The 21,111-nt window shown below is 50.1% G+C and carries 15 protein-coding genes; 9 read left to right on the forward strand and 6 right to left on the reverse strand.

The features are described from left to right. Positions 1-34: 34 nt before the first annotated feature. Complete coding sequence (locus MP213Fo_RS05905; RefSeq protein ID WP_421090718.1) at positions 35-3,076, reverse strand: FAD-binding and (Fe-S)-binding domain-containing protein; 3,042 nt, start codon at positions 3,074-3,076, stop codon at positions 35-37. 278 nt (positions 3,077-3,354) lie between these two features. Between MP213Fo_RS05905 and MP213Fo_RS05910 the strand changes: the two genes are divergently transcribed. Beyond that, positions 3,355-3,750, forward strand: coding sequence for a VOC family protein (locus MP213Fo_RS05910; protein WP_421090719.1), 396 nt, complete (start codon positions 3,355-3,357; stop codon positions 3,748-3,750). 135 nt (positions 3,751-3,885) lie between these two features. Then, positions 3,886-4,290, forward strand: coding sequence for a c-type cytochrome (locus tag MP213Fo_RS05915; RefSeq protein WP_421090720.1), 405 nt, complete (start codon positions 3,886-3,888; stop codon positions 4,288-4,290). A gap of 246 nt (positions 4,291-4,536) precedes the next feature. On the opposite strand, the gene MP213Fo_RS05920 is transcribed toward MP213Fo_RS05915, so the two are convergent. Then, positions 4,537-7,620 (reverse strand): aminotransferase class III-fold pyridoxal phosphate-dependent enzyme, encoded by a 3,084-nt coding sequence (locus MP213Fo_RS05920; protein ID WP_421090721.1) that lies wholly within the window; start codon positions 7,618-7,620, stop codon positions 4,537-4,539. 74 nt (positions 7,621-7,694) lie between these two features. Between MP213Fo_RS05920 and MP213Fo_RS05925 the strand changes: the two genes are divergently transcribed. After that, positions 7,695-8,216, forward strand: a complete 522-nt coding sequence (locus MP213Fo_RS05925) for an Lrp/AsnC family transcriptional regulator (protein WP_421091029.1) — start codon at positions 7,695-7,697, stop codon at positions 8,214-8,216. Between the two features lie 9 nt (positions 8,217-8,225). Next, positions 8,226-9,185, forward strand: a complete 960-nt coding sequence (locus MP213Fo_RS05930) for an XdhC family protein (protein ID WP_421090722.1) — start codon at positions 8,226-8,228, stop codon at positions 9,183-9,185. 47 nt (positions 9,186-9,232) lie between these two features. Here MP213Fo_RS05930 and MP213Fo_RS05935 read toward each other — a convergent pair whose 3' ends face one another. Continuing rightward, entirely contained in the window at positions 9,233-9,901 is a 669-nt protein-coding gene (locus tag MP213Fo_RS05935) for an HAD family hydrolase (RefSeq protein WP_421090723.1), read from the reverse strand. Between the two features lie 807 nt (positions 9,902-10,708). Between MP213Fo_RS05935 and MP213Fo_RS05940 the strand changes: the two genes are divergently transcribed. Together MP213Fo_RS05940 and MP213Fo_RS05945 are read left to right on the forward strand one after the other, a co-directional pair. Beyond that, entirely contained in the window at positions 10,709-10,876 is a 168-nt protein-coding gene (locus MP213Fo_RS05940; protein ID WP_421090724.1) for a hypothetical protein, read from the forward strand. 362 nt (positions 10,877-11,238) lie between these two features. Further along, the gene (locus tag MP213Fo_RS05945; RefSeq protein WP_421090725.1) at positions 11,239-13,410 is read left to right on the forward strand and encodes a long-chain-fatty-acid--CoA ligase; all 2,172 of its coding nucleotides are present in this window, start codon (positions 11,239-11,241) and stop codon (positions 13,408-13,410) included. Between the two features lie 80 nt (positions 13,411-13,490). Here MP213Fo_RS05945 and MP213Fo_RS05950 read toward each other — a convergent pair whose 3' ends face one another. From MP213Fo_RS05950 to pgi, 3 genes are all read right to left on the reverse strand, one after another. Continuing rightward, positions 13,491-14,210, reverse strand: a complete 720-nt coding sequence (locus MP213Fo_RS05950) for an HAD family hydrolase (protein WP_421090726.1) — start codon at positions 14,208-14,210, stop codon at positions 13,491-13,493. Beyond that, positions 14,210-15,271: a peptidase M14 gene (locus tag MP213Fo_RS05955; protein WP_421090727.1), complete on the reverse strand. Its 1,062-nt coding sequence runs from the start codon at positions 15,269-15,271 to the stop codon at positions 14,210-14,212. The genes MP213Fo_RS05950 and MP213Fo_RS05955 overlap by 1 nt, the downstream gene beginning before the upstream one ends. Before the next feature lie 165 nt (positions 15,272-15,436). Next, positions 15,437-17,089: a glucose-6-phosphate isomerase gene (gene pgi, locus MP213Fo_RS05960; protein WP_421090728.1), complete on the reverse strand. Its 1,653-nt coding sequence runs from the start codon at positions 17,087-17,089 to the stop codon at positions 15,437-15,439. A 232-nt stretch (positions 17,090-17,321) separates the two neighbouring features. Between pgi and MP213Fo_RS05965 the strand changes: the two genes are divergently transcribed. The 3 genes from MP213Fo_RS05965 to preA all read left to right on the forward strand — a co-directional run bounded on the left by MP213Fo_RS05965 (position 17,322) and on the right by preA (position 21,043). Then, a complete protein-coding gene (locus tag MP213Fo_RS05965; RefSeq protein ID WP_421090729.1) occupies positions 17,322-17,786 on the forward strand; it encodes a CoxG family protein in 465 nt (154 codons plus the stop codon). A gap of 409 nt (positions 17,787-18,195) precedes the next feature. Further along, entirely contained in the window at positions 18,196-19,710 is a 1,515-nt protein-coding gene (locus MP213Fo_RS05970) for an NAD(P)-dependent oxidoreductase (RefSeq protein WP_421091030.1), read from the forward strand. 1 nt (position 19,711) lies between these two features. After that, positions 19,712-21,043, forward strand: a complete 1,332-nt coding sequence (preA, locus tag MP213Fo_RS05975) for an NAD-dependent dihydropyrimidine dehydrogenase subunit PreA (RefSeq protein WP_421090730.1) — start codon at positions 19,712-19,714, stop codon at positions 21,041-21,043. Positions 21,044-21,111 lie beyond the last annotated feature (68 nt).

Below are 21,111 nucleotides of genomic sequence, written 5' to 3' on the forward strand. Positions count from 1 at the left end.
TACCGGCGCTTTTTTTCACAGGTCAATGCTGCAATCAGGCAGCTGTCAGCAATTGCTTCAAAACCTGTAGCGGGTGGTGAATATGGGTTTTCTCCATGATCTCGACCTGTGAACGGCATGAGAAGCCTGTGGCCATCACAATCTGCTCACGGCCATGCGTTTGCATTTTCTGCCGCCAGCTCAGATCATAAATGCTCTCTGACAAATCACGGTTGCGCAATTCATGGCCAAAGGTACCAGCCATACCGCAACACCCGCTCTCCCCGATAATCATGCTCACACCAAAATGCTTGAAAATGGCATGCCATGCCGCAATGCTCGGGCTGGCATTGGTTTTTTCAGTGCAATGGGGCAGCAGCATATAATTCAGCGCCGAAGGCTGTGTATGAAACGGTGCGATCTGGCCGAGCTGTTGCGCCAGCCACTCTTGCGGCAGCAAAACATCCGGCACAGCCTCATTTGGCAATGCCGATTTATATTCGCTGCGATAGGTAAGTGTCATCGACGGATCAAGGCCAATCAGTGGCACATTGCTCTTTGCAAGACTATTGAGATATTGGCTGGTAGTGCGCGCCGTTTGGGTAAATGACTTCATATAGCCATGCACATGCTGCGCTTTACCATTGGGCTTCAAAGCCGCAAGATAAGGCGTGAAACCAAGGATACGCAGCAGATCAATCACATCCAGCAGCAATTGCGTATCAAAAAATGTGGTAAAACTATCCTGTACCAGAATAACGGCTTTGACTTTTTGTGCCTCCGTTAAGTTTTGCAATTGCGCAGGGTCAGCCATCATAATATTACGGCGCTGCAGTTCTTTTGACAGTGACACATCACTTAAAGACGGCAAAGCGGTCAGCCCGACCTGTTTCATGCCCCAGCGCCCAACACCGCTCTTCATCATCGCATTGTAGAGCTTACCGGTTCTGGCAACCAGCGGCATCATATGCTCGATTGACGCAATCAGCGGATCTTTCAGCGGACGCAGATAGCGACTGTAATATAATTCCAGAAATTTGGAGCGGAATGCCGGAACATTGACCTTAACCGGACATTGCCCCGCGCAAGCCTTGCACGCCAGACATGTATCCATGGCTTCACGCACCTGATGCGAAAAGTCATCGCTATTTTTAGTCCCTAAGCTATTGCGTACCCGCGCAAACAAACCGTTCCACGGGGCTTTTTCACGCAGGTTCTTCGCTGACTGACGCGGATCAACGCCATTTTCAGCCAGCAAACGCAGCCATTCGCGGATCAGCGAAGCACGGCCTTTCGGAGAATAGCGCCGATCACCACTGCCTTTGAAAGACGGACACATTGCGGAATCAGTATTAAAATCAAAACACGCGCCATTGCCGTTGCAATAAGGGGCATTATCATAGGAATTACGGATATCGGCGGCGATGATACGGTCTTTCTGACCGCGCAATTCCAACTCATCAATCTTGGTCAGTGCTTCAGCATCCGGCGTGGCAATTTTACCGGCATTCAACTGATTATACGGGTCGAAAGCCGCTTTAATGCGCTGCAATTGCGGATAAAGCGCGCCAAAAAATGCAGGCACATATTCCGAGCGCACGCCCTTACCATGCTCACCCCACAGCACACCGCCATATTTAAGCGTGAGCGCCACCACTGCATCTGAGATACGGCGGACCATAGGCTCCTGTGCCGGATCTGACAAATCCAGCGCCGGGCGCACATGCAGTACACCGGCATCGACATGGCCGAACATGCCGTAATCCAAGCCTTCGCTATCAAGCAGCGCTCTGAACTCGACAATATAATCTGCCAGATTTTCAGGTGGTACCGCAGTATCTTCAACAAAGGCAACCGGTCGGCGTGGCCCTTCAACATTGCCAAGCAGCCCGACCGCGCGTTTGCGCATTGTCCAGATTGCTTCAATATCGGCGTGTTGTTCAGTGGTGGTAAAACCATGACGCCCGCCAAGCGGCGATTTTTCAAGTGATCCGCAAACAAAGCTAATTTTTTCGCGCAATTCAGCAGCATTATCAGCCAGCACTTCAACAATATTAATACCATCGGTGCGCTTGCCCTCTTCGGAAGGGAAATAAGCAGCGATACCGTTCCAGATAATATCGCCGCGCGCCAGGGACAGCACTTTAGCGTCAATGGTTTCAACCGATGCCACCTGCAATCCGGTCAGAAAACGGGCATCACGTAAAGCGGTGTTGAAATCATCATAGCGAATATTGATCAGTGCAGCAAAACGCGGGATCGGTAGCAGGTTCAGCTCGGCCTCAGCAATCAATGCCAGCGTGCCCTCGGCACCGCATAGCAGTGCATTAAGGTTGAGGCCGCCATCCGCCTCGCGCAAATGCGCCAGATCATAACCGGTGAGAAAGCGGTTAAGTTTGGGAAAGGTCTTGTCAATCAGGTCACGGTTATCACGTTCGATCTCATCGACCAGCCGGTAAATGCTACCACTGCGATTATCATCCTGTTGCAAGACCTGCATTTCATAGGCCGAAACAGGGCGGGTGTTAAGCTCGCTGCCATCCATCAAAACCGCGCGCAAAGCCAACACGTGATTTGAGGTTTTGCCATACAGGCATGAGCCCTGCCCGCAGGCATCGGTATTGATCATACCGCCGATAGTTGCGCGATTGGACGTCGATAATTCTGGCGCAAAAAACAAACCATGTGGTTTCAGCGCTTTATTGAGCTGGTCTTTTACTACGCCACTCTGCACACGCGCCGTGCGCTTTTCCGGATCGATCGATAAAATGCGGTTCATATAACGCGACGTATCAACCACAAGTCCATCGGTCAGTGACTGGCCATTGGTACCGGTGCCGCCGCCGCGCATCGCCATTTTCAAATGACGGAATTGCGGTTGAAACAACAGCTGCGTAATGCTTTGCAGATCTTCAATCCCGCGCGGAAATATTACGCCCTGCGGCTGCACCTGATAGATCGAATTATCGGTAGAAAATACAGTGGTGGTGGCTGCTGAAAACTCGATATCGCCGCTAAAACTGCTCAGCCGCAAGGCATCGTAAAAATCCAGCACCTCCGGTTGCGCTGTGGCTTCAGCCTGCAGGAATGGTATCACGCACGTTTCTCCCGAACCCTGGCCAGAGCCTGACCAAATTTATCCGCATTTCCACATCAACCGGTCTCAACCAACTGGTAAACCCGTTTTCAAAAAAAGCCGGCAAGTCAGGATGTCATAGCGTTTTTAATCTTTATTTCCAATCATCTGCAGGTGGTAACTTTGCCACGCCTTAGCATGAAGTCATGCATGTTTGATCATGCAGCTTTCACAGAGCTATATAAAATATATAATATGTTGAATGAATAATATTCTGCACTCCAAAGATTGGTGTTCCAATGGCTAAAAATATCCACTCTATGATCCGCGTGCTTGATGAAACACGTTCACTTGCTTTTTATAACAGCGCTTTCGGGTTGGAGATCGCTGAGCGTCTTGACTTTGAAAGTTTCACGCTGGTTTATCTGAGCAATAGCGAGAGCGAATTTGAATTGGAACTGACCATCAATAAAGGCCGCACAGAGCCTTATAATATCGGCGATGGCTATGGCCATTTAGCAGTTTCAGTAACCGACCTTGATGCCGAATATGCGCGTATAACCGAAGCCGGCCTCAATCCGGGTAAATTGATTGATTTCAAACCGGACGGAATTGCTGTTGGCCGCTTTTTCTTCATGACCGATCCGGACGGCTATAAAATAGAGGTGCTGCAGCGCGGTGGTCGATATAAGTAATATTTTGCAACGCCTCAAACTTTTTAACCTGTATATATTTGTCGCAGTGACGCTAACTCCCACATTATTGAGACAAATTTAATTTAAAATGTACATCAATTCTTTAATCACACTATATTTATACAAGGTATCATCATGCGCATGTCAGTAAAAAACCTTATTGCTTTTTCATTCCTTTCCGGCTTGTCCGGTCTGATGTTAGCGCAGCCTGCTCTTGCTGATGGCGATGCAGATAAAGGCAAAAAAGTCTTTGCTAAATGCATGGCATGTCACACAATTGAAGAAGCGAAAAACCGTGTCGGCCCGCATCTGGTCAATATTATGGATCGTAAAACCGCAAGTGTTGAAGGTTTCAAATATTCGCCAGCTATGACTAAAGCCGGTGAAGATGGCATGATCTGGGATGAGGCTACCCTCACTGCTTATCTCACAGCGCCGAAGGCTTTTATGCCTGGCAACAAAATGGCTTTTGCCGGTTTGAAAAAGCCTGAAGATATCAGCAATCTAATCGCTTTTATCCACTCCAAAGCCGTTCAGTAAATACATTATAATAAATAAGCGCCGGCGTGATCCACACAGGAATCCACACTCGCATCCACACCGGCGCTTATTTTAATTTCAGGCTTTGCTAGAGCATTTCACTATCATGTTGAATCAACTTGATAGGTATGACAATGCGAAAACTCTAAAATCTAGAGCAAGCGCTACGATCCACCCTGAATGTTACCCGCTCTAGAGCGGTTTACGTTTAAATTGGATCATGTAATTCGCTCTAAGTTATTGTTTTTACGTATTATCGTGGCCGCCCAATGATTCCATTGGACTACGAAATGCTCTAGCTTCAGCAAAAGCTTCATCCAGAATGCCAATCAGATGATCGGCATTGGCTTTGCTGAAGATCATCGGCGGCCGCATTTTCAGCACATTATCAAACGGACCTTCGGTGCCCATCAAAATGCCGCGACGACGCGCTGCATTACACACATCGCGCGCGATCTGCGTTGCAGGTGCCTTAGTGTCACGATTGGTCACCAGCTCAATGCCCAAAAACAGTCCGAGACCGCGAATATCGCCAATCACTTCATAGCGTGTTTGCATTTCACGGAATGCATCCATCAGATAATAGCCGATTGTCAGCGCATTACTGCGCAGATCCTGCCCCTCGATCACATCAAGCACTGCAAGGCCAACGGCACAAGACACCGGATTGCCGCCAAATGTGTTAAAATATTCCATACCATTGTTGAAGCGGTCGGCGATCTCACGGGTTGTTACCATCGCCGCCATCGGGTGGCCGTCACCGATCGGCTTGCCCATTGTCACGATATCCGGTGTTACATCCTGCGTTTCAAATGCCCACCAATGGCTACCCACACGGCCAAAGCCAACCTGCACTTCATCAGCAATACAAATACCACCGGCATCGCGGATCAGCTGATAAACTTCTTTCAGATAACCATCAGGCATAAAGACCTGACCGGCCACACTCGGAATAGATTCTGCGATGAAGAAGCCCGGCTGCTCGCCTTTGGCCTGCATCAGCGCGATCTGCTCGGCCACACTTTGCGCATAAAGCTTGGCGTGATCTGCCAAATCCCAGTCACTCGGTGCGCGGTAGCTGTCCGGAACTTTGGCCACATAGACATGCGGCTTCGCACCCTTGCCACCCTTGCGATTAAATTTATACGGGCTGATATCAATCAGCTCCTGTGTGGTGCCATGATAAGCCCAATCAAGCACAACCGCATTTTCACGCCCTGTGTGCACACGCATCATCCGCAAAGCCAGACTATTGGCTTCCGATCCGCTATTCATAAATCCGGCAATGGTAAGATTATCCGGAAGCGTTGCTGTCAGCCGTTCCGCATAGGCTACAATATTATCATGTAAGTATCGGGTATTGGTGTTGAGCGTGCCTGCCTGTTTGGCCATTGCCTCCACAACCGCCGGATGGGCATGGCCGATATGGCAGACATTGTTGAAACAATCGAGATAGGCGCGGCCTTTATGATCGATCAGCCACACGCCCTCACCACGCACAAACTTAACCGGATCGTCATAAGAAATCGACAGATTTGGCAGTAGCAATTCGCGGCGCAGCGCCACAATCTCGTCTTTGCTGCGGCCTGTCTGGATGTAAAACTCATCTTTCATACCGGCAAAGTGGCGGGCATCGGGAAACAGTTCTGCCCAGACATCCAGATAGGCCTCTTCACCAACGCCGATAATATCTGTCGATGTCAGGCGTGTATCGGTGCAAAGCTGCAAATGCAAATGCGGTGCCCAATGTCCGTTTTCAATTTCATTGCCCATTTCAGCAATAAGGTCACCGGCCTTCAAAACATCACCGGCTTTCAAACGCTGGCTTGCTTCATGCGCCATATGGCCCCAGAGTGAGGTGAAGGGCGCGCACCCTTGAGGACGATGCTCCAGCGTAATCAAACAGCCGTAACCGAGCGGATCCTGCTCAATATCCACGCTGCGCACAATCGCATCCAGCGGTGTATAAAGCTTGGTGCCAGCGGCCATAAACAGATCGAGCCCGAGATGATAGGTACGGCGCGTATCCTGCACCAGCTTGGATTCAAACATCGCACCGGTATAAACAATGCGCTCCTCGCCCCAAGGGCCGATACCAACTTCAGATCCGGTGACAGCGCAATGGTCTTCCCACATTTTTTGCGCAATCAGCGGCTGTTCTTCAGCCGATTTGATAGTCATCGGATTGGTCGGATCACCATAAGGCACCAGCTCTGCCGGATAGGTCGAAACCGGTTTTTCCAGCACAGGCAGCAGTTTGCTGCGGTTGGCCTTCAACCATTCAACTGTCGATTGCGCGCCGGCCACGGCTTCAAATCCGCAAGCCTTACGCAAAATAGCGGTGGCAAATAGCGGCTCCATCCGGTCGAGTTTACGCAAATAATCCCATGCCGGTTTTTCGCTGATCGCCAGATAAGGATTGTCTTCGGCCTCGGCATGACGCGAGGCTGACATTGTAACCGATGTGACGAGACGCATTGCGATCAGATCAAACAACAGGTTCACCTCGTCTTCACGCAGCGGATAATGCTTATGAAAACCGCGGGCAATGGCAGCGGCCGCGCTGATCGGCGCCTCATGATCCAGCCCTGCATAAGCGGCGGCAATAGCAACCTCTGCAATGACAGGGGTATAGAGTGCATCACCAAAATCAATCAGACCGGCAATATGGTCGTGATTACCGGCATCAACCAACACATTCCAGTCATTGGCATCATTATGAATAACACCTGAGCGCAGCAATTTAAGCTTTGGCGCCACATCACGTTCAAAGCGGGTCAGAAAGCGCTCAAGCAGAGCGCGGTTGGCCACATCCTTGATGAAGTGCAAACGTTGCGCAGAACGGCCAGCCTTGGTGATATCCCAATCCAGATCCCGTAAAGCTCCCGCATGCATAAAGCCCTGAAGCGCCGCATCGAACTGCCCCAGCAGCTCCCCCAGCGCTTCCAATGCCGGCAATGAACGGCTGGATTGCGCCAGTGGTAAACCCGGAACCCAAACAACCAGACGGATATTATGTACATCACCGCTTGCCGAAAGCGTATCAGCCAGGCTTTCGCCCTTCAGTGTCGGCACAATATGCGGCACCGGAAGGTCACCGGCATTGTCGCGGATATGATTGAGCAAAGCGGTTTGAAACCGGCTTTCAACCACCGGCTCGGATGCATTAACGATCTTCAGAATATAGGTTTTACCTTCAGCGGTAACGACCTTAAAATTCTGATCACGCTCACTGTTCAGCGGCGATAGATCACCGGACAGCCCGTAATGGGTGTGTAAAAGGGAAGCGGCGTCTGACAGTGAAAATTGCGGTGCGGTGTCGAGCATCATGGTTCCGTTTCAGTTGCTTACGCATGCAACAACAGGTTTTATAAGAATAAGGCAGAGTGACACGGCAGAAAACTCTGCGCATCAGACAAAGTGCCGGTTGCACAGGCACTTTGTTTCATGTAGCCGTCACTTTGCCGGCAACTTTCGACGAGGACATTATGCAGGATATTGACGCAACCGATCAGAAAATCCTCACCATCCTGTCGCAGGAAGCCCGCATTCCAATGAAGACACTGGCTGGTCGTGTCGGGTTGTCCCGTAGCGCCACCAGCGAGCGGGTCACGCGCCTTGAAAAAAGCGGCACAATCCGCGGTTATCGTGCCGATATTGGTCTGCTTGATGATGCTGCTTTACAAGCATTTTTAATGGTGACACTCAAACGCACACCGAGCATTTCCATTCTGGATATTTTGGCGGGATTTCCTGCCGTGCGCAAAGTCTCCTCGGTCAGCGGCCAGCTTGATCTGGTGGTTGAGGTTGAAGTTTCATCGATCAACGCATTAAATGAAATCCGCAACCAGATTGCTGAAATTGAAAATGTTGATGATCTGACAACCAGCATTGTGCTGCGCCGCGAAATTATGCGCGATAAATAAAGGCGAAAGATGATGAGCACCATAGCGCAGACCACTGATCCGCTGCGGATTGCCGTTAACTGGTTTGAACAGGGCAGAAAACTGGCTCTGGTTACCGTTCTTTCCGTGTGGGGATCGGCACCGCGCCCTGCCGGCAGCCACTTAATCTGCGACGATCAGGGCAATTTTGCCGGCTCGGTTTCCGGCGGCTGCATTGAGGCTGAGGTTTTAGCGCAGGCAAAAGATGTTATCGCCTCCGGTAAAACATGTGATTTATCTTTCGGGGTCAGCGATGAAACCGCATGGCAATCCGGTCTCTCCTGCGGCGGCACCATCCGCATACTGATAACCCCTTATGATCAGGCGCTGCATACACAAATTTCACAGATCATTACAGCGCAGGCTGAGAGGTACGAGCTGACCAGCCATACTGATCTGTTGACCGGTGCTGTCACATTAATTACACCGCCGCAAAGCGCTAAAATCACTCTGCTCGATGAAAACGGGTTTATACAAACCTACCGTCCACGACCGCATATTCTGGTAACCGGAGCGGTACATATTACCCAAGCATTGGCGCAAATGGCCGCAATTGCCGGTTATGCGCTGACAATCATTGACCCGCGCAGCGGCTTTGCAACGTCAGAGCGCTTTCCGCTGACTGATCTCATCGTGCAATGGCCTGAAGACTTCTTCCAGGCAAAAAGCCCCGATAGATTTACGGCGATTGTTGCCCTCAGCCACATTCCGCATCTGGATGATCCGGCAATTATAGCCGGACTTAAGAATCAGTGCTTTTATGTCGGAGCGCTGGGCAGCCGTAAAACGCATGCCAAAAGGCTGGAGCGGCTGGCAATAGCAGGCATGGATGCACAAAGCAGCGCCCGTATTCACGCCCCGATCGGGCTGGCAATCGCAGCGCAAGAACCGGCAGAAATCGCAACAGCAATACTTGCGCAGATTATTCAGGCCTATCGGCAGCATATATAAAACGCCTGCCCCTATTGCAGAGCAGGCGCTGCAGTTTTTTCAGCCTGTTAAACACTTAAGCGCAGGCGGCCGTCAGCATCCTGCATAATACCTAAATGGATAAAGTCGCGAAAATCGACATTACCGCCAGTGATTACATGGCTATGGGTTTCACTGATCATCACAACATCGGCGTGTGCTGCTTTGCCTGCAGCAATACCAGCTGGTGCATCTTCAAAAACCAGACAATCGGCAGCATCAAAGCCAAGACGTTGCGCCCCGAGCTGATAGCCTGACGGATCAGGTTTACCCGCCATCACATCTTCAGCAGTAACAATGGTTTCAGGAACCGGCAGGCCTGCCGCTTCAAGGCGGGCTTCGGCAAGCTCACGAGGCGCTGAGGTTACAATCGTCCAGCGATCGGCAGGCAGGCTGGCAATAAACTCTTTGGCACCGGCAATCGCACGGATACCGGCAAAATCCCGCATTTCTTCGGCCAAAAAAGTAGCAGACACCGTTTCAGGATCAAGGTGAGGCATATTGAGCATCTTAACAATATCAACAACGCGAATGCCATGCACCTTTTTCAGCAGTTCTTGCCCGTCGAGCCCTTGCTCTGCTGCCCATTCCAGCCAAATCCGCTCCACCACCGGAATAGAATTGACCAATGTACCGTCCATATCAAACAAGAAACCGGCATAGGAGCGTAAGAAAACAGAGTTATCGCGCTGCGTCACATTAAAATCCTTTATGGGAGAAGTCTTTTATCGGGAAATAAGCTCACGATAATAAAGCATATCAGCCTTAATCAAAATCGCTGTGACCACTTTATATCTTTTTAATACGCAAATTTATGTCACAAAACCGGCTCCCGATTAAAGGATTGTGCTTTGCAAATGACGTAAGCGTCAAATTGGTCGCTGATTTTATAAAAGATAAAAAAGAAAAAGGCCGCGCTGGGAGGGAGGGTGCGCGGCCTGATCATGGAGATACGGCTGGGAGGAGGAGTGCCGTATTCCGTCATCGGGCTCAATTGGGAGGAGGAGAACGAACCCGATAGATGTGCTTATAACGGCAAGCTAAAAAACCCACAACATACAATAATGCATAACTGGCATGCAGCATTGCAAGGCAGATAAATCAGATGTCAAAACTGCATAGCCATTCAGCCTGCAGGCTATCTTAGATATGGCGAAAATCGCGACTCAAATTGAGTCATCACCTAAAAACAGCACTGTATAGTGATCAATTTCCCGCCGGACAAAACATACAACACATGCGGTTTTGTCGGTAATTTCAATAAATATTGTAACTACCGATACTATCGTTAAAACAGTATAAAAGTAAAATAAATAAATATCAAATACTTAACGGGGCAAAATTTCAAATAAAAATCAATTTATACCTATAAAAAATAATAAGAAGTACAATAGACAAATCAAATATCACTATTTTATTAAAATTAAAATCTTTTATATTTAGTATTGCAGTATTTAACATTGATATCATAATCTCTATCAGGGAAACTGCGGAGGAGATAAGTAATGTTTGATGGTGTACCCGCTCAATGGCAAAAGCCAGCCGACCGAACCAGAAACACGACAGATGAAGCTGCCTATGTTTTCTTAGGTATTTTTCTGGCTGCTCTCGCAGTGCCTGCAGCATTTATTGTCTGGGCAATAGCGACCGGTCTGGTGGCCGTACTCAGCTGACAGGCTTTTAGCTTATCAATTTAAGCATATCAGATACAAAATAACGGGCATAAATGCTGAACGCATTATGCCCGTTTTTTGATATTTTCAATCATGCTGGCAAGCATGTATAATCATCCGCTCAGACAGTTTATTGACTTGATACACGCTCTTGTAGCTGAAGCCATTTGACTGTGATAATCAGCTGAGTATATTGCATCATAAGAAATTTACGTTTACGTCAATGGCAATTTTATAAGTAGATATTGATCTCAGCATAATCTCGGTTAAGTTATGAGCAATCCGGTTTGAATGAGGAGAGCTGGAAGTGTTGATAATTTTCGCGGGTTTATGCCGGTAAAACAGTAATTCTGGGAGGCAGAATGGCACGTTCGAGCGATGAGAATGTCAAATCCGGTGCAAAAAACAGCGCCGCAGTGAAAACAGATACATCCGGTGAAAAAAAATCCCGTGTTAAACGCACTTCTGCTGCAACCGAACCAACAGCTGCAGCTTTAAAAACGGCGGAGGCCAAAAGCTCTGCTGCAAAACCGGCTGTAACGGTTAAACAAACCAAACCTGCAACTAAGCAGGCAGAGCCGGCGAAGACAAAGCCGGCCGCACAAGCTGTAAAAGATAAAAAACCAGCCCCTGGTAAAAAGCCTGCTGATACGCAAACAGCTAAAACTATTGACACTAAGAAACCTGCGGCGCCAAAAGCTAAAGCTGCAGCCAGTAAAACCAAGACAACAGTGGCAAAGCCTGCGAGTGCAGAGACCGCGAAAACGCCGGTTTCCGCAACCAAGAATAAAACAACTGCTAAGGCACAAGTATCTTCATCAGATTCAGCACCAGTGCCAGCCACAGCACCTGCTAAGAAGACCAGCCCATACGACGCCAAGCCATGGCTGGCAAGTTATCCGAACGGGGTGGCACATACACTTGAGCCCTCCCCCTATCAATCGATTTCCGACCTTATCCAGACTGCGTGCAAAAAATATGCCGATCGCACGGCTTTTGTCTGCATGGATAAAGAGCTGAGCTATAAAGATCTGGGTGAAAAATCAACGGCATTAGCCGCATGGCTACAATCACGCGGTCTGGTTAAAGGTGATCGCGTTGCAGTTATGATGCCCAATGTGCTGCAATATCCGGTGGCGATTGCAGCAATTTTGCGCGCCGGCATGGTGGTCGTAAACGTAAACCCGCTTTATACGCCGCGCGAGCTTGAGCATCAGCTGAATGATTCAGGTGCCAAAGCCATTATAATTCTCGAAAACTTTACCCATACGCTGGAAAAAGTATTGCCTGCCTCACAAATCAAGCACGTGGTTGTTGCCGCTATGGGTGACATGCACGGGTTGAAAGGTACACTGATCAATTTCGTGGTACGCCATGTGAAGAAGATGGTACCGGCATGGAATATTCCGGCGCATAACAGTTTTAAATCAGCATTGGCTGACGGCGCGAAACAAAACCTTCATCCGGTAACAATTGCACCGGAGGATCTCGCATTTCTGCAATATACCGGCGGCACCACCGGTGTTTCCAAAGGTGCAATGCTGGTTCAGAGCAATATTATTGCCAATGTTGATCAGATGCGGCTTTGGCTCGATGTAGCTTTTGAAAATAAAGGGCGCCCTGAAACAATCAATTATGTCTGCGCTCTACCTCTTTATCACATTTTTGCCCTGACGGTGAATGCGATGATGGGCATTGAGCAAGGTGCGCGCAATCTGCTTATTCCTAATCCGCGGGATATTTCGGGTTTTGTCAAAGAACTTGCTAAAAAACCGTTCCACATTTTTCCGGGTCTCAATACCCTGTTTAATGCACTGATGGAAAATGCAGATTTCCGTAAGCTGGATTTCAAACCACTGATCCTCACCCTTGGTGGTGGTATGGCTGTTCAGCGTCCTGTTGCTGAAAATTGGGAAAAGCTGACGGGCTGCCTGATTACTGAAGGCTATGGCCTGTCTGAAACTTCTCCGGTGGCAACAGCAAATGTGCTGAATGCAACCCAGTTTTCCGGCACAATTGGCCTGCCGGTGCCGAGTTCAGATGTTGCCATTCGTGATGATGACGGCAATGATGTGCCACTGGGTGACGTTGGTGAAATTTGTGTGCGCGGCCCGCAGGTTATGAGTGGCTATTGGAACCGACCTGATGAAACCGCTAAATCAATTTTCGCGGACGGTTTTTTCCGCACCGGCGATATGGGCTTTATGAATGAAGCTGGTTTCACCAAGATTGTTGACCGCAAAAAAGATATGATCCTCGTTTCCGGCTTCAATGTTTATCCGAATGAAATTGAAGAAGTGGCAGCTGAGCATCCGGGCGTTCTGGAATCCGCAGCCATTGGTATTGCCAATGAACATTCGGGCGAAGTGGTCAAACTCTATGTGGTGCGGCGTGATCCGGAGCTGACAGAAGAAGCGCTGAAAGCCTTCTGTGCGGAGCGACTGACAAATTATAAACGCCCGCGCATGATCGAGTTTCGCGACAGCCTGCCTAAAAGCAATGTCGGAAAAATTTTGCGCCGCGAACTGCGTTAAATCTGTACCAGAACAGCTGCACATAAATAAAAAACGCCGGTGTTTTATCTTAAGCACTGGCGTTTTTGATAGATAATGACTTAATTACGGGCAAAATAGTCCGGCAAATCCGCAATAGAATGCAGAACCACATCAGCGAGCGGCTCCAGCACATCACGCGGACTATTGCCGGTTAAAACACCAACGGCCAGCCCAGCATTGGCCGCTCTGGCACATTCCATATCATGCGGATTATCACCCACCATTGCCACCTGATCTGCTGTCACGCCAATTGAAGCAGCGAAATGCAGTAGCGGGTCAGCATAAGGTTTGGCACGGGCGGCCGTATCATAGCCGACAAAGCCTGAGAATAAATCACTAATACCAAGGGCTGCTGCCGTTGCCCGCGCACCGGCTTCAGAATCATTGGTGGCAATGCCCAGCACAAAACCTGCATCTTTCAGTGTTTGCAATGTCCGGCTCAGCATCTCTACCGGCACCGCCTGTTTTGCGCCCTCTTCCACCCCGTAAGTGTCATATTCAGCCACGCGTGTACGGTGCTGATCTGCATCATCCTGAGGATGCCAAAGTGCTACAATATCTTCAATCGTACCGGCAGCAATGGTAGAATTGGCACGAAATTTTTCAGCCTTCCAATCATAGCCGCCGGCATCCAGCAAGGTTTTTGCCAGCATTGCATCACCTGAGGCAGAGCGCTTAGCCAATTCGTAAGCAATGGAAAACCATGTCTTGTTGAAATCCACTAAAGTGCCGTCTTTATCGAACAGGATGGCGCGGATAGTATGTTTTGATCCAGACATTATGCCTCCAGTGAACCGGCTGGTTTTTCCTGCTCGGACGGTTTGTCGCCGATCAGCTTCATCACATCATCACCACGGCGCAAATAGCGCAGACTGCGATGGGTCAGCACATGTCCGGATTGCGGTGCACGCAGTTCAATATCACCGCTGACTTCGCCCGGCAGCGTTACAATTGTTGCCAGCAAATCGCCCTTGCTTACACGATCGCCCAGTTTCACATGATATAATACCATGCCACCCTTTGGCGCGCGGATCATCTCAACATGCGAGAATGTGGCCACAGGGCCGCTGAACGGCTCACCAAGCGTGCTCGCCGGATCATGAACCACACCGCGATGCACGAGGAAGCGGTAGAGACCTTCCGCATCACTCAGCCCTGTGGCAGGGTCAACATCATTCAATCCGCGAAACTCAACCGTGGTTACGGCACGGCGGCGCATATCGCGCTCCTCTGGTTTCATATGTAAAACCGGATTGATACATGCCTCTTCAAAAGCTGCACTGACAGTTGAATCACCAGCGAGAATAGCTGTGGAGCGCAATGCCGTCGCCAGATCGCGCAAATCCTGCGCATAATCTTCAAACACATAAAGATAGTTTTCGCTCTCGTCATCGCAATGCAGATCCAGCACAATCTCGTGCTCAAGTGCCAGTGTGATAAGCGCCGCTTTAATACGTTTATCAATCGCAACCGGTGCATCAGGCTTTGGCAGACCGGAGGTGTCAAAATCTTTGAGCAGAGGAAAGTTGCGGTTGAAGTTAACGCCGGAGAAAAACTCGAAACGACCGAGGTGCTGATGGCTCTGCCACTGGTTCGAAGCTACAGGGTTGGCTTGCGGAACAATGGTGATCTGACCGCGGATGCGTCCCTCACTGGCAGCTTTTTGCAGCATCGGCACCAGAAAATGCAATGCAGCCTGTCCCGGTAATTCTGCACCATGTAAAGAAGACTGCAAATAGGCTGAGGGCGCTGCTGCATCACTTCCCTCAAAGCGCAGCACACGTAAATCAATATGAATACCCGGCACATCACCAGCAAACTCTATCCGTTCAGTCTTCATGATTATTGTCCATCCCAGTCTTTATATTTCAGGCCCAGTCTTTATATGCTCAGGCCCAGTCTTTATAATCGCAGACAGGTAGTGGTGTTTCCAGCCACTCAACCTGCTGCTATTTTTGCTTTTTGCACCGTTCAATAAAAATAAAAATGTTCGGATTCTACCCAGTTACACAGGCCCCGACTGATGCAAATGCGCGATCAGGCCACGTGTTGAAGCATCCTTATTGTCAGCACTTTGTTTACCCGTCACCACATCCAGCAATTCTGTAGCCAGCTCTTTGCCAAGCTCCACACCCCATTGGTCAAAAGCATTAATGCCGAATAATTGCGCCTCAACAAAGACGCGATGCTCATAAAGCGCAATCAAACGACCCAGCGCAAAGGGTGTAAGCTTATCATGAACAATGGTAATAGATGGCCGATTACCAGAAAAAACACGATGCGGCGCAATGCGCTGCACATCCGCTTCAGGCAGTTTACGGGCGCGCAACTGTGCCTGTGCTTCAGCTAATGTGCGACCTTTCATCAGTGCCTCACTCTGCGCAAAGCAATTGGCAAGCAGCATCTGATGTTGCTCCAGAAGCTCTGGCTCGTGGGTATGCACCGCAATCATAAATTCCAGCGGTATTGTGTCGGTTCCCTGATGCAAAAGCTGGAAAAACGCATGCTGACCATTGGTGCCGGGCTCTCCCCAGACCACAGGCCCTGTAACTCCGGTCACGGGTGAGCCGTCACGCTTCACGCTTTTACCGTTGGATTCCATATCGAGCTGCTGCAAATATGCCGGTAACCGTGCCAGATGCTGATCATAAGGAATAATAGCACGGCTGTTAAAACCGCAGATTTCACGGTGCCAATATCCGATAACACCCAGCATTATCGGCAGGTTTTGTGCAAAAGGTGCTGATCGAAAATGCTCATCCATGGCATGCGCACCGGCCAGAAATTCGCGGAATTTTTCTGCGCCAATTGCCAGCATTACCGGCAGGCCGATGGATGACCACACCGAATAACGGCCGCCGACCCAATCCCAGAAGCCGAAAATGCGCTCAGGCTGAATACCGAATGCAGCCACTTTATCGAGTGCTGTCGAAACGGCAACAAAATGAGTGCTCACCGCCTCTTCTCCCAAAGCATCCGCCAGCCACTGGCGTGCTGCTAACGCATTGGTCATGGTTTCAATTGTGGTGAAGGTCTTAGAAGCAATAATAATCAGCGTCGAAGCGGGATCGAGATCACGAAGCGTATCGGCAATATGGGAAGGGTCAATATTAGATACGAAATGCGTATTCGGCCCGTCATGATACGGAGTAAGCGCCAGATTGGCCATGACCGGCCCCAAATCAGAACCGCCAATACCGATATTCACCACATCCGTGATAGTTGCGCCGGTTGCCCCGCCCAGTTCACCCGAGCGGATCGCCTCACTATAGGTGCTCATCCGCCCCAGAACATCTTGCACCTCAGGCACCACATTTTCGCCGCCGGTCATAAACACATCGTCAGCATTGGCGCGCAGTGCAACATGCAAAACCGCACGGTTTTCTGTAGTATTGATCGGCTCGCCGGCAAACATGGCATCGCGCTGTGCTTCCACATCACAGACAGCGGCCAAATTTTGCAGCAGCGTCATGGTGGTGTCATCAATACGACACTTTGACCAATCCAGTAAAAGATCGTCAAATTTCAGAGAAAAACGGGCGAAGCGCTGCGGATCCTGTGCAAAGGCTTCTCGCATCGACTGCGTTTGCGCAAGATCTGCCCAATGCGCTTTCAATGCGTCAACACCTGCCGCTCTTGCCGCTTCATTCCATGCCATACGTACCGCTCCCAATCAACTATACTGCCTGCCAAGATCATGTCTCTATAGCACTTCGGATATCGCCGGTTTGAAGTGATTTAAGGGCATGATATATAAAAACAAAATTCAATCGTTGTTTTCTTGTGATCAAAACCGGTATCGTTGACAAGTAACAGCGCTGGCTACACTTTGCACTCAAACGCCAGATAATCGCAAGACAGAAAATACGGTATAAGCTAAAGGATGGACTATGGATCTGACCGGTGAAGAACGGATAGCAGCGCCACGCCAGGCTGTGTGGAATGCCATGAATGATGTGGACGTGCTCAAACCTTGTATTCCGGGCTGCGAAACACTGGAACGACTGTCAGATACCGATATTCAGGCCGCTATAAAGGTTAATCTCGGTATTATCAAAATCCGCTTTCACGGTTTACTGATCCTCTCCAACCTCAACCCGCCCTTTTCCTACACGATCAGCGGTGAAGGTCAGGGCTCGATTGCCGGTTTTGCTGCTGGCAGCGCCGATGTGGAGCTTATAGAAGAAAGCCCGGATATCACCATTCTGCGTTATACGATCAATGGTGATGCCGGTGGTAAAATCGCCCAGCTCGGCACCAGATTACTCGGCAATGCCGCGCGCAAAATTGCCGACCGCTTCTTCGCCAATATAGGTGAAGCCGCCTGTAAAACCGTGCAGGAAAGCTCTGTTTAATTGCCTGACCCGACAGATACGCAGCACCAAGACAATACACATTTCACACTTCGGCGTGGTTGTATTTTTATGCCCTCAGAAAGACAAAGCTCAGTACATAACCCCCCCACATAATCCTGACCTGAATTCTCATATTTGACCATTTGATAAAAAATTTGACCTTCAGCAAAAATCTGTCATGCTGGAGACAACGGGCTATGTGCCGAAGAGTGCAAGCCCGATATTTAGCGGAACCGGCGTATATAAACGGGAACAGCGCCGCGTCCCCATCATGCAGCAATGAATTAATGCGGAACACATTTTGGTGTGTTCTGAGATGGCTATTGCATGGCCGGATTTGTTTGCGCCTGTCATTTTATGCGCTGCATTCCGGTTACTCTTCTGAGGGAGTGACGAGAGCATGAATGATATTTCTTCCACCAGCAATGCAGCCGGCTCTGCCGCTGATCCGGGTGGTCAGGCATCCGGCAGTGCGGCACCGGATATCAGGCCAAACCGGCTTGATAATTATCAGGACGTATTTTCGGATTTACATCCGGCCCTGAGCCCCCATCAGGCTCTGGTCGAGGCAGACCGGTGTTATTTTTGCTATGATGCGCCCTGTATGACCGCCTGCCCCACCCATATTGATATTCCGCAATTCATCCGCCAGATCAGCGGTGATAATCCGCAAGGTGCTGCCCGCACGATCTTAAATGAAAACATACTCGGCGGCATGTGTGCCCGCGTCTGCCCCACAGAAACTCTGTGTGAAGAGGCCTGCGTGCGTGAAGCGGCCGAAGGCAAGCCGGTTCGCATCGGGCTACTCCAGCGTTATGCCACAGATATTTTGATGGATAGCGGTGTTCATCCGTTTACCCGTGCGCCAGTGACCGGCAAAAGCATTGCTGTGATTGGCGCCGGCCCTGCCGGACTTTCCTGCGCCCATGCTTTAGCACGCAACGGTCATACTGTAACAATTTTTGAAGCCCGCCCTAAAGGTGGCGGCCTCAATGAATATGGTATTGCCGCCTATAAAAGCGTTGATAACTTTGCCGCGCGCGAACTGGAATTCATTCTGAAAATCGGTGGCATCAGCATTGAAACCGGCAAAGCGCTGGGCAAAGATATTCATCTCGACAGTCTGCGCTCAGGCTATGATGCCGTATTTTTAGGCTTAGGCCTTGGCGGCACCAATGCGTTAGGCATAGCGGGTGAAGATGCACCTAATGTATTGGATGCAGTGCGCACGATTGAAGAGCTGCGTCAAAGCTCCGATCTTTCCCGCATTCAGGTTGGGAAAAATATTGTCGTTATCGGCGGCGGTATGACGGCAATCGATATTGCCATTCAGATCAAACGGCTGGGTGCAGAAACCGTAACACTTGCCTATCGCCGTGATCGGGAACATATGAATGCCAGCCTTTATGAACAGCAACTGGCACAAACAGAGGGCGTGGTGATCCGCGATTGTCTGCAACCACAGGAAATTGTGGTCAATGCACATGGACAGGCAACCGCTATTCGTCTGGCTCAAACCGAGCAACGTGATGGCAGGCTTGTGGCAACAGGCGCAGTTTTGACACTGCCGGCCGACCAGATTTTCAAAGCAATCGGCCAAAAATTTGATGGTCAGGGACTGGGCGCCAGCGGCATTGAAATGAGTGCAGGCCGCATCAAAACAGATGCAGATAAACGCACCAGTGTGCAGGGTATCTGGGCAGGCGGTGATTGCATTGCCGGCGGTGAAGATCTTACCGTTGCTTCAGTACAGGATGGCAAGCTCGCTGCGCATTCCATCCACCAGCAGCTGATGCAGCTGCCTGAAGCGGTATCCGGCTTCACAGAGGCCGTGCTTGCTGCCAATCGCCAAAACCTGCCAAGCCTTTTTCCGCAGGCTGAAGCCCACACCACAACCCCGTTTTCACCGGCAAAGGATCACTAATATGGCTGATCTGTCCACCAATTTCCTCGGTATCCGCTCCCCTAATCCGTTCTGGCTGGCTTCAGCGCCGCCAACAGATAAAGCCTATAATGTTGAACGCGCTTTTAAAGCCGGCTGGGGCGGCGTTGTTTGGAAAACCCTTGGCTCTGAAGGCCCGCCGGTCGTGAATGTGAACGGCCCACGTTATGGCGCAATCTGGGGCGCTGACCGCCGATTGCTTGGTTTCAATAATATTGAGCTGATCACAGACCGGTCTTTGGAGATCAATCTGCGCGAGATGAAAGAGGTTAAACGGCGCTGGCCTGACCGTGCACTGATTGCCTCAATCATGGTGCCTTGCGAAGAAGAAGAATGGAAGGCCATTTTACCGCGCGTTGAAGATACCGGCGCTGATGGTATTGAGCTGAATTTTGGCTGTCCGCACGGTATGAGCGAGCGCGGCATGGGGGCAGCCGTGGGCCAGGTACCGGAATATGTGGCCATGGTGGTCAAATGGTGCAAGCAATATAGCCGGATGCCGGTGATTACCAAGCTCACACCCAATATCAGCGATATCCGGATGCCGGCACGCGCAGCCAAGCTGGCAGGCACAGATGCGGTATCTTTGATCAACACCATCAATTCCATCGTCTCGATTGATCTGGATAATTTTGCGCCGCAACCCACAATTGACGGGCGCGGCTCCCATGGCGGCTATTGCGGCCCCGCAGTTAAGCCGATTGCGCTGAATATGGTGGCAGAAATTGCCCGTGATGCGGAAACCCGCGGCTTACCGATTTCCGGTATTGGCGGTATTACCACATGGCGTGATGCCGCTGAATTTATCTCGCTCGGCTGCGGCACAGTGCAGGTATGCACAGCTGCCATGACCTATGGTTTTAAAGTTGTGCAGGAGATGATTGACGGGCTTTCAGACTGGATGGACAGCAAAGGCTATGAAACGCTCGACGATTTTCGCGGTCGCGCCACCCCGCAGGTCACCGACTGGCAACATCTCAACCTCAATTATACCACCAAAGCGCGCATTGATCAGGATGCCTGCATTAAATGCGGACGCTGCCATATTGCCTGCGAGGATACTTCGCATCAGGCAATTACGGCCATTGTTGATGGTGCCAGACATTTTGAGGTTATTGATGAGGAATGTGTGGGGTGCAATCTCTGCGTAACCGTTTGCCCGGTTCAGGATTGTATTACAATGGAGCAGGTTTCAGGCATTGATCCGCGCACTAAAAGCCCGATCAGCCCTGATTTTGCCAATTGGACAACACATCCCAATAATCCGATGGCAGAAAACTTCTCCGCCCGCAAGCAGGCGGCAGAAGCGGAGTAAGTTGAGACGATGCAGCCGATGATAACCAGAGCTGACATTAACGATACTGGTCCCGCTACTTATCCCGC

It is taken from the genome of Pseudochrobactrum mosebachae (assembly GCF_048914685.1).
Classification (GTDB): domain Bacteria; phylum Pseudomonadota; class Alphaproteobacteria; order Rhizobiales; family Rhizobiaceae; genus Pseudochrobactrum.

Bases quoted from the DNA above. Each gene is read 5' to 3' on its own strand.
- MP213Fo_RS05910 (WP_421090719.1), top strand. From the start codon at position 3,355: ATGGCTAAAAATATCCACTCTATGATCCGCGTGCTTGATGAAACACGT.
- MP213Fo_RS05915 (WP_421090720.1), top strand. From the start codon at position 3,886: ATGCGCATGTCAGTAAAAAACCTTATTGCTTTTTCATTCCTTTCCGGC.
- MP213Fo_RS05920 (WP_421090721.1), bottom strand. From the start codon at position 7,620: ATGATGCTCGACACCGCACCGCAATTTTCACTGTCAGACGCCGCTTCC.
- MP213Fo_RS05930 (WP_421090722.1), top strand. From the start codon at position 8,226: ATGATGAGCACCATAGCGCAGACCACTGATCCGCTGCGGATTGCCGTT.
- MP213Fo_RS05940 (WP_421090724.1), top strand. From the start codon at position 10,709: ATGTTTGATGGTGTACCCGCTCAATGGCAAAAGCCAGCCGACCGAACC.
- MP213Fo_RS05945 (WP_421090725.1), top strand. From the start codon at position 11,239: ATGGCACGTTCGAGCGATGAGAATGTCAAATCCGGTGCAAAAAACAGC.
- MP213Fo_RS05950 (WP_421090726.1), bottom strand. From the start codon at position 14,210: ATGTCTGGATCAAAACATACTATCCGCGCCATCCTGTTCGATAAAGAC.
- MP213Fo_RS05955 (WP_421090727.1), bottom strand. From the start codon at position 15,271: ATGAAGACTGAACGGATAGAGTTTGCTGGTGATGTGCCGGGTATTCAT.
- pgi (WP_421090728.1), bottom strand. From the start codon at position 17,089: ATGGCATGGAATGAAGCGGCAAGAGCGGCAGGTGTTGACGCATTGAAA.
- MP213Fo_RS05965 (WP_421090729.1), top strand. From the start codon at position 17,322: ATGGATCTGACCGGTGAAGAACGGATAGCAGCGCCACGCCAGGCTGTG.
- preA (WP_421090730.1), top strand. From the start codon at position 19,712: ATGGCTGATCTGTCCACCAATTTCCTCGGTATCCGCTCCCCTAATCCG.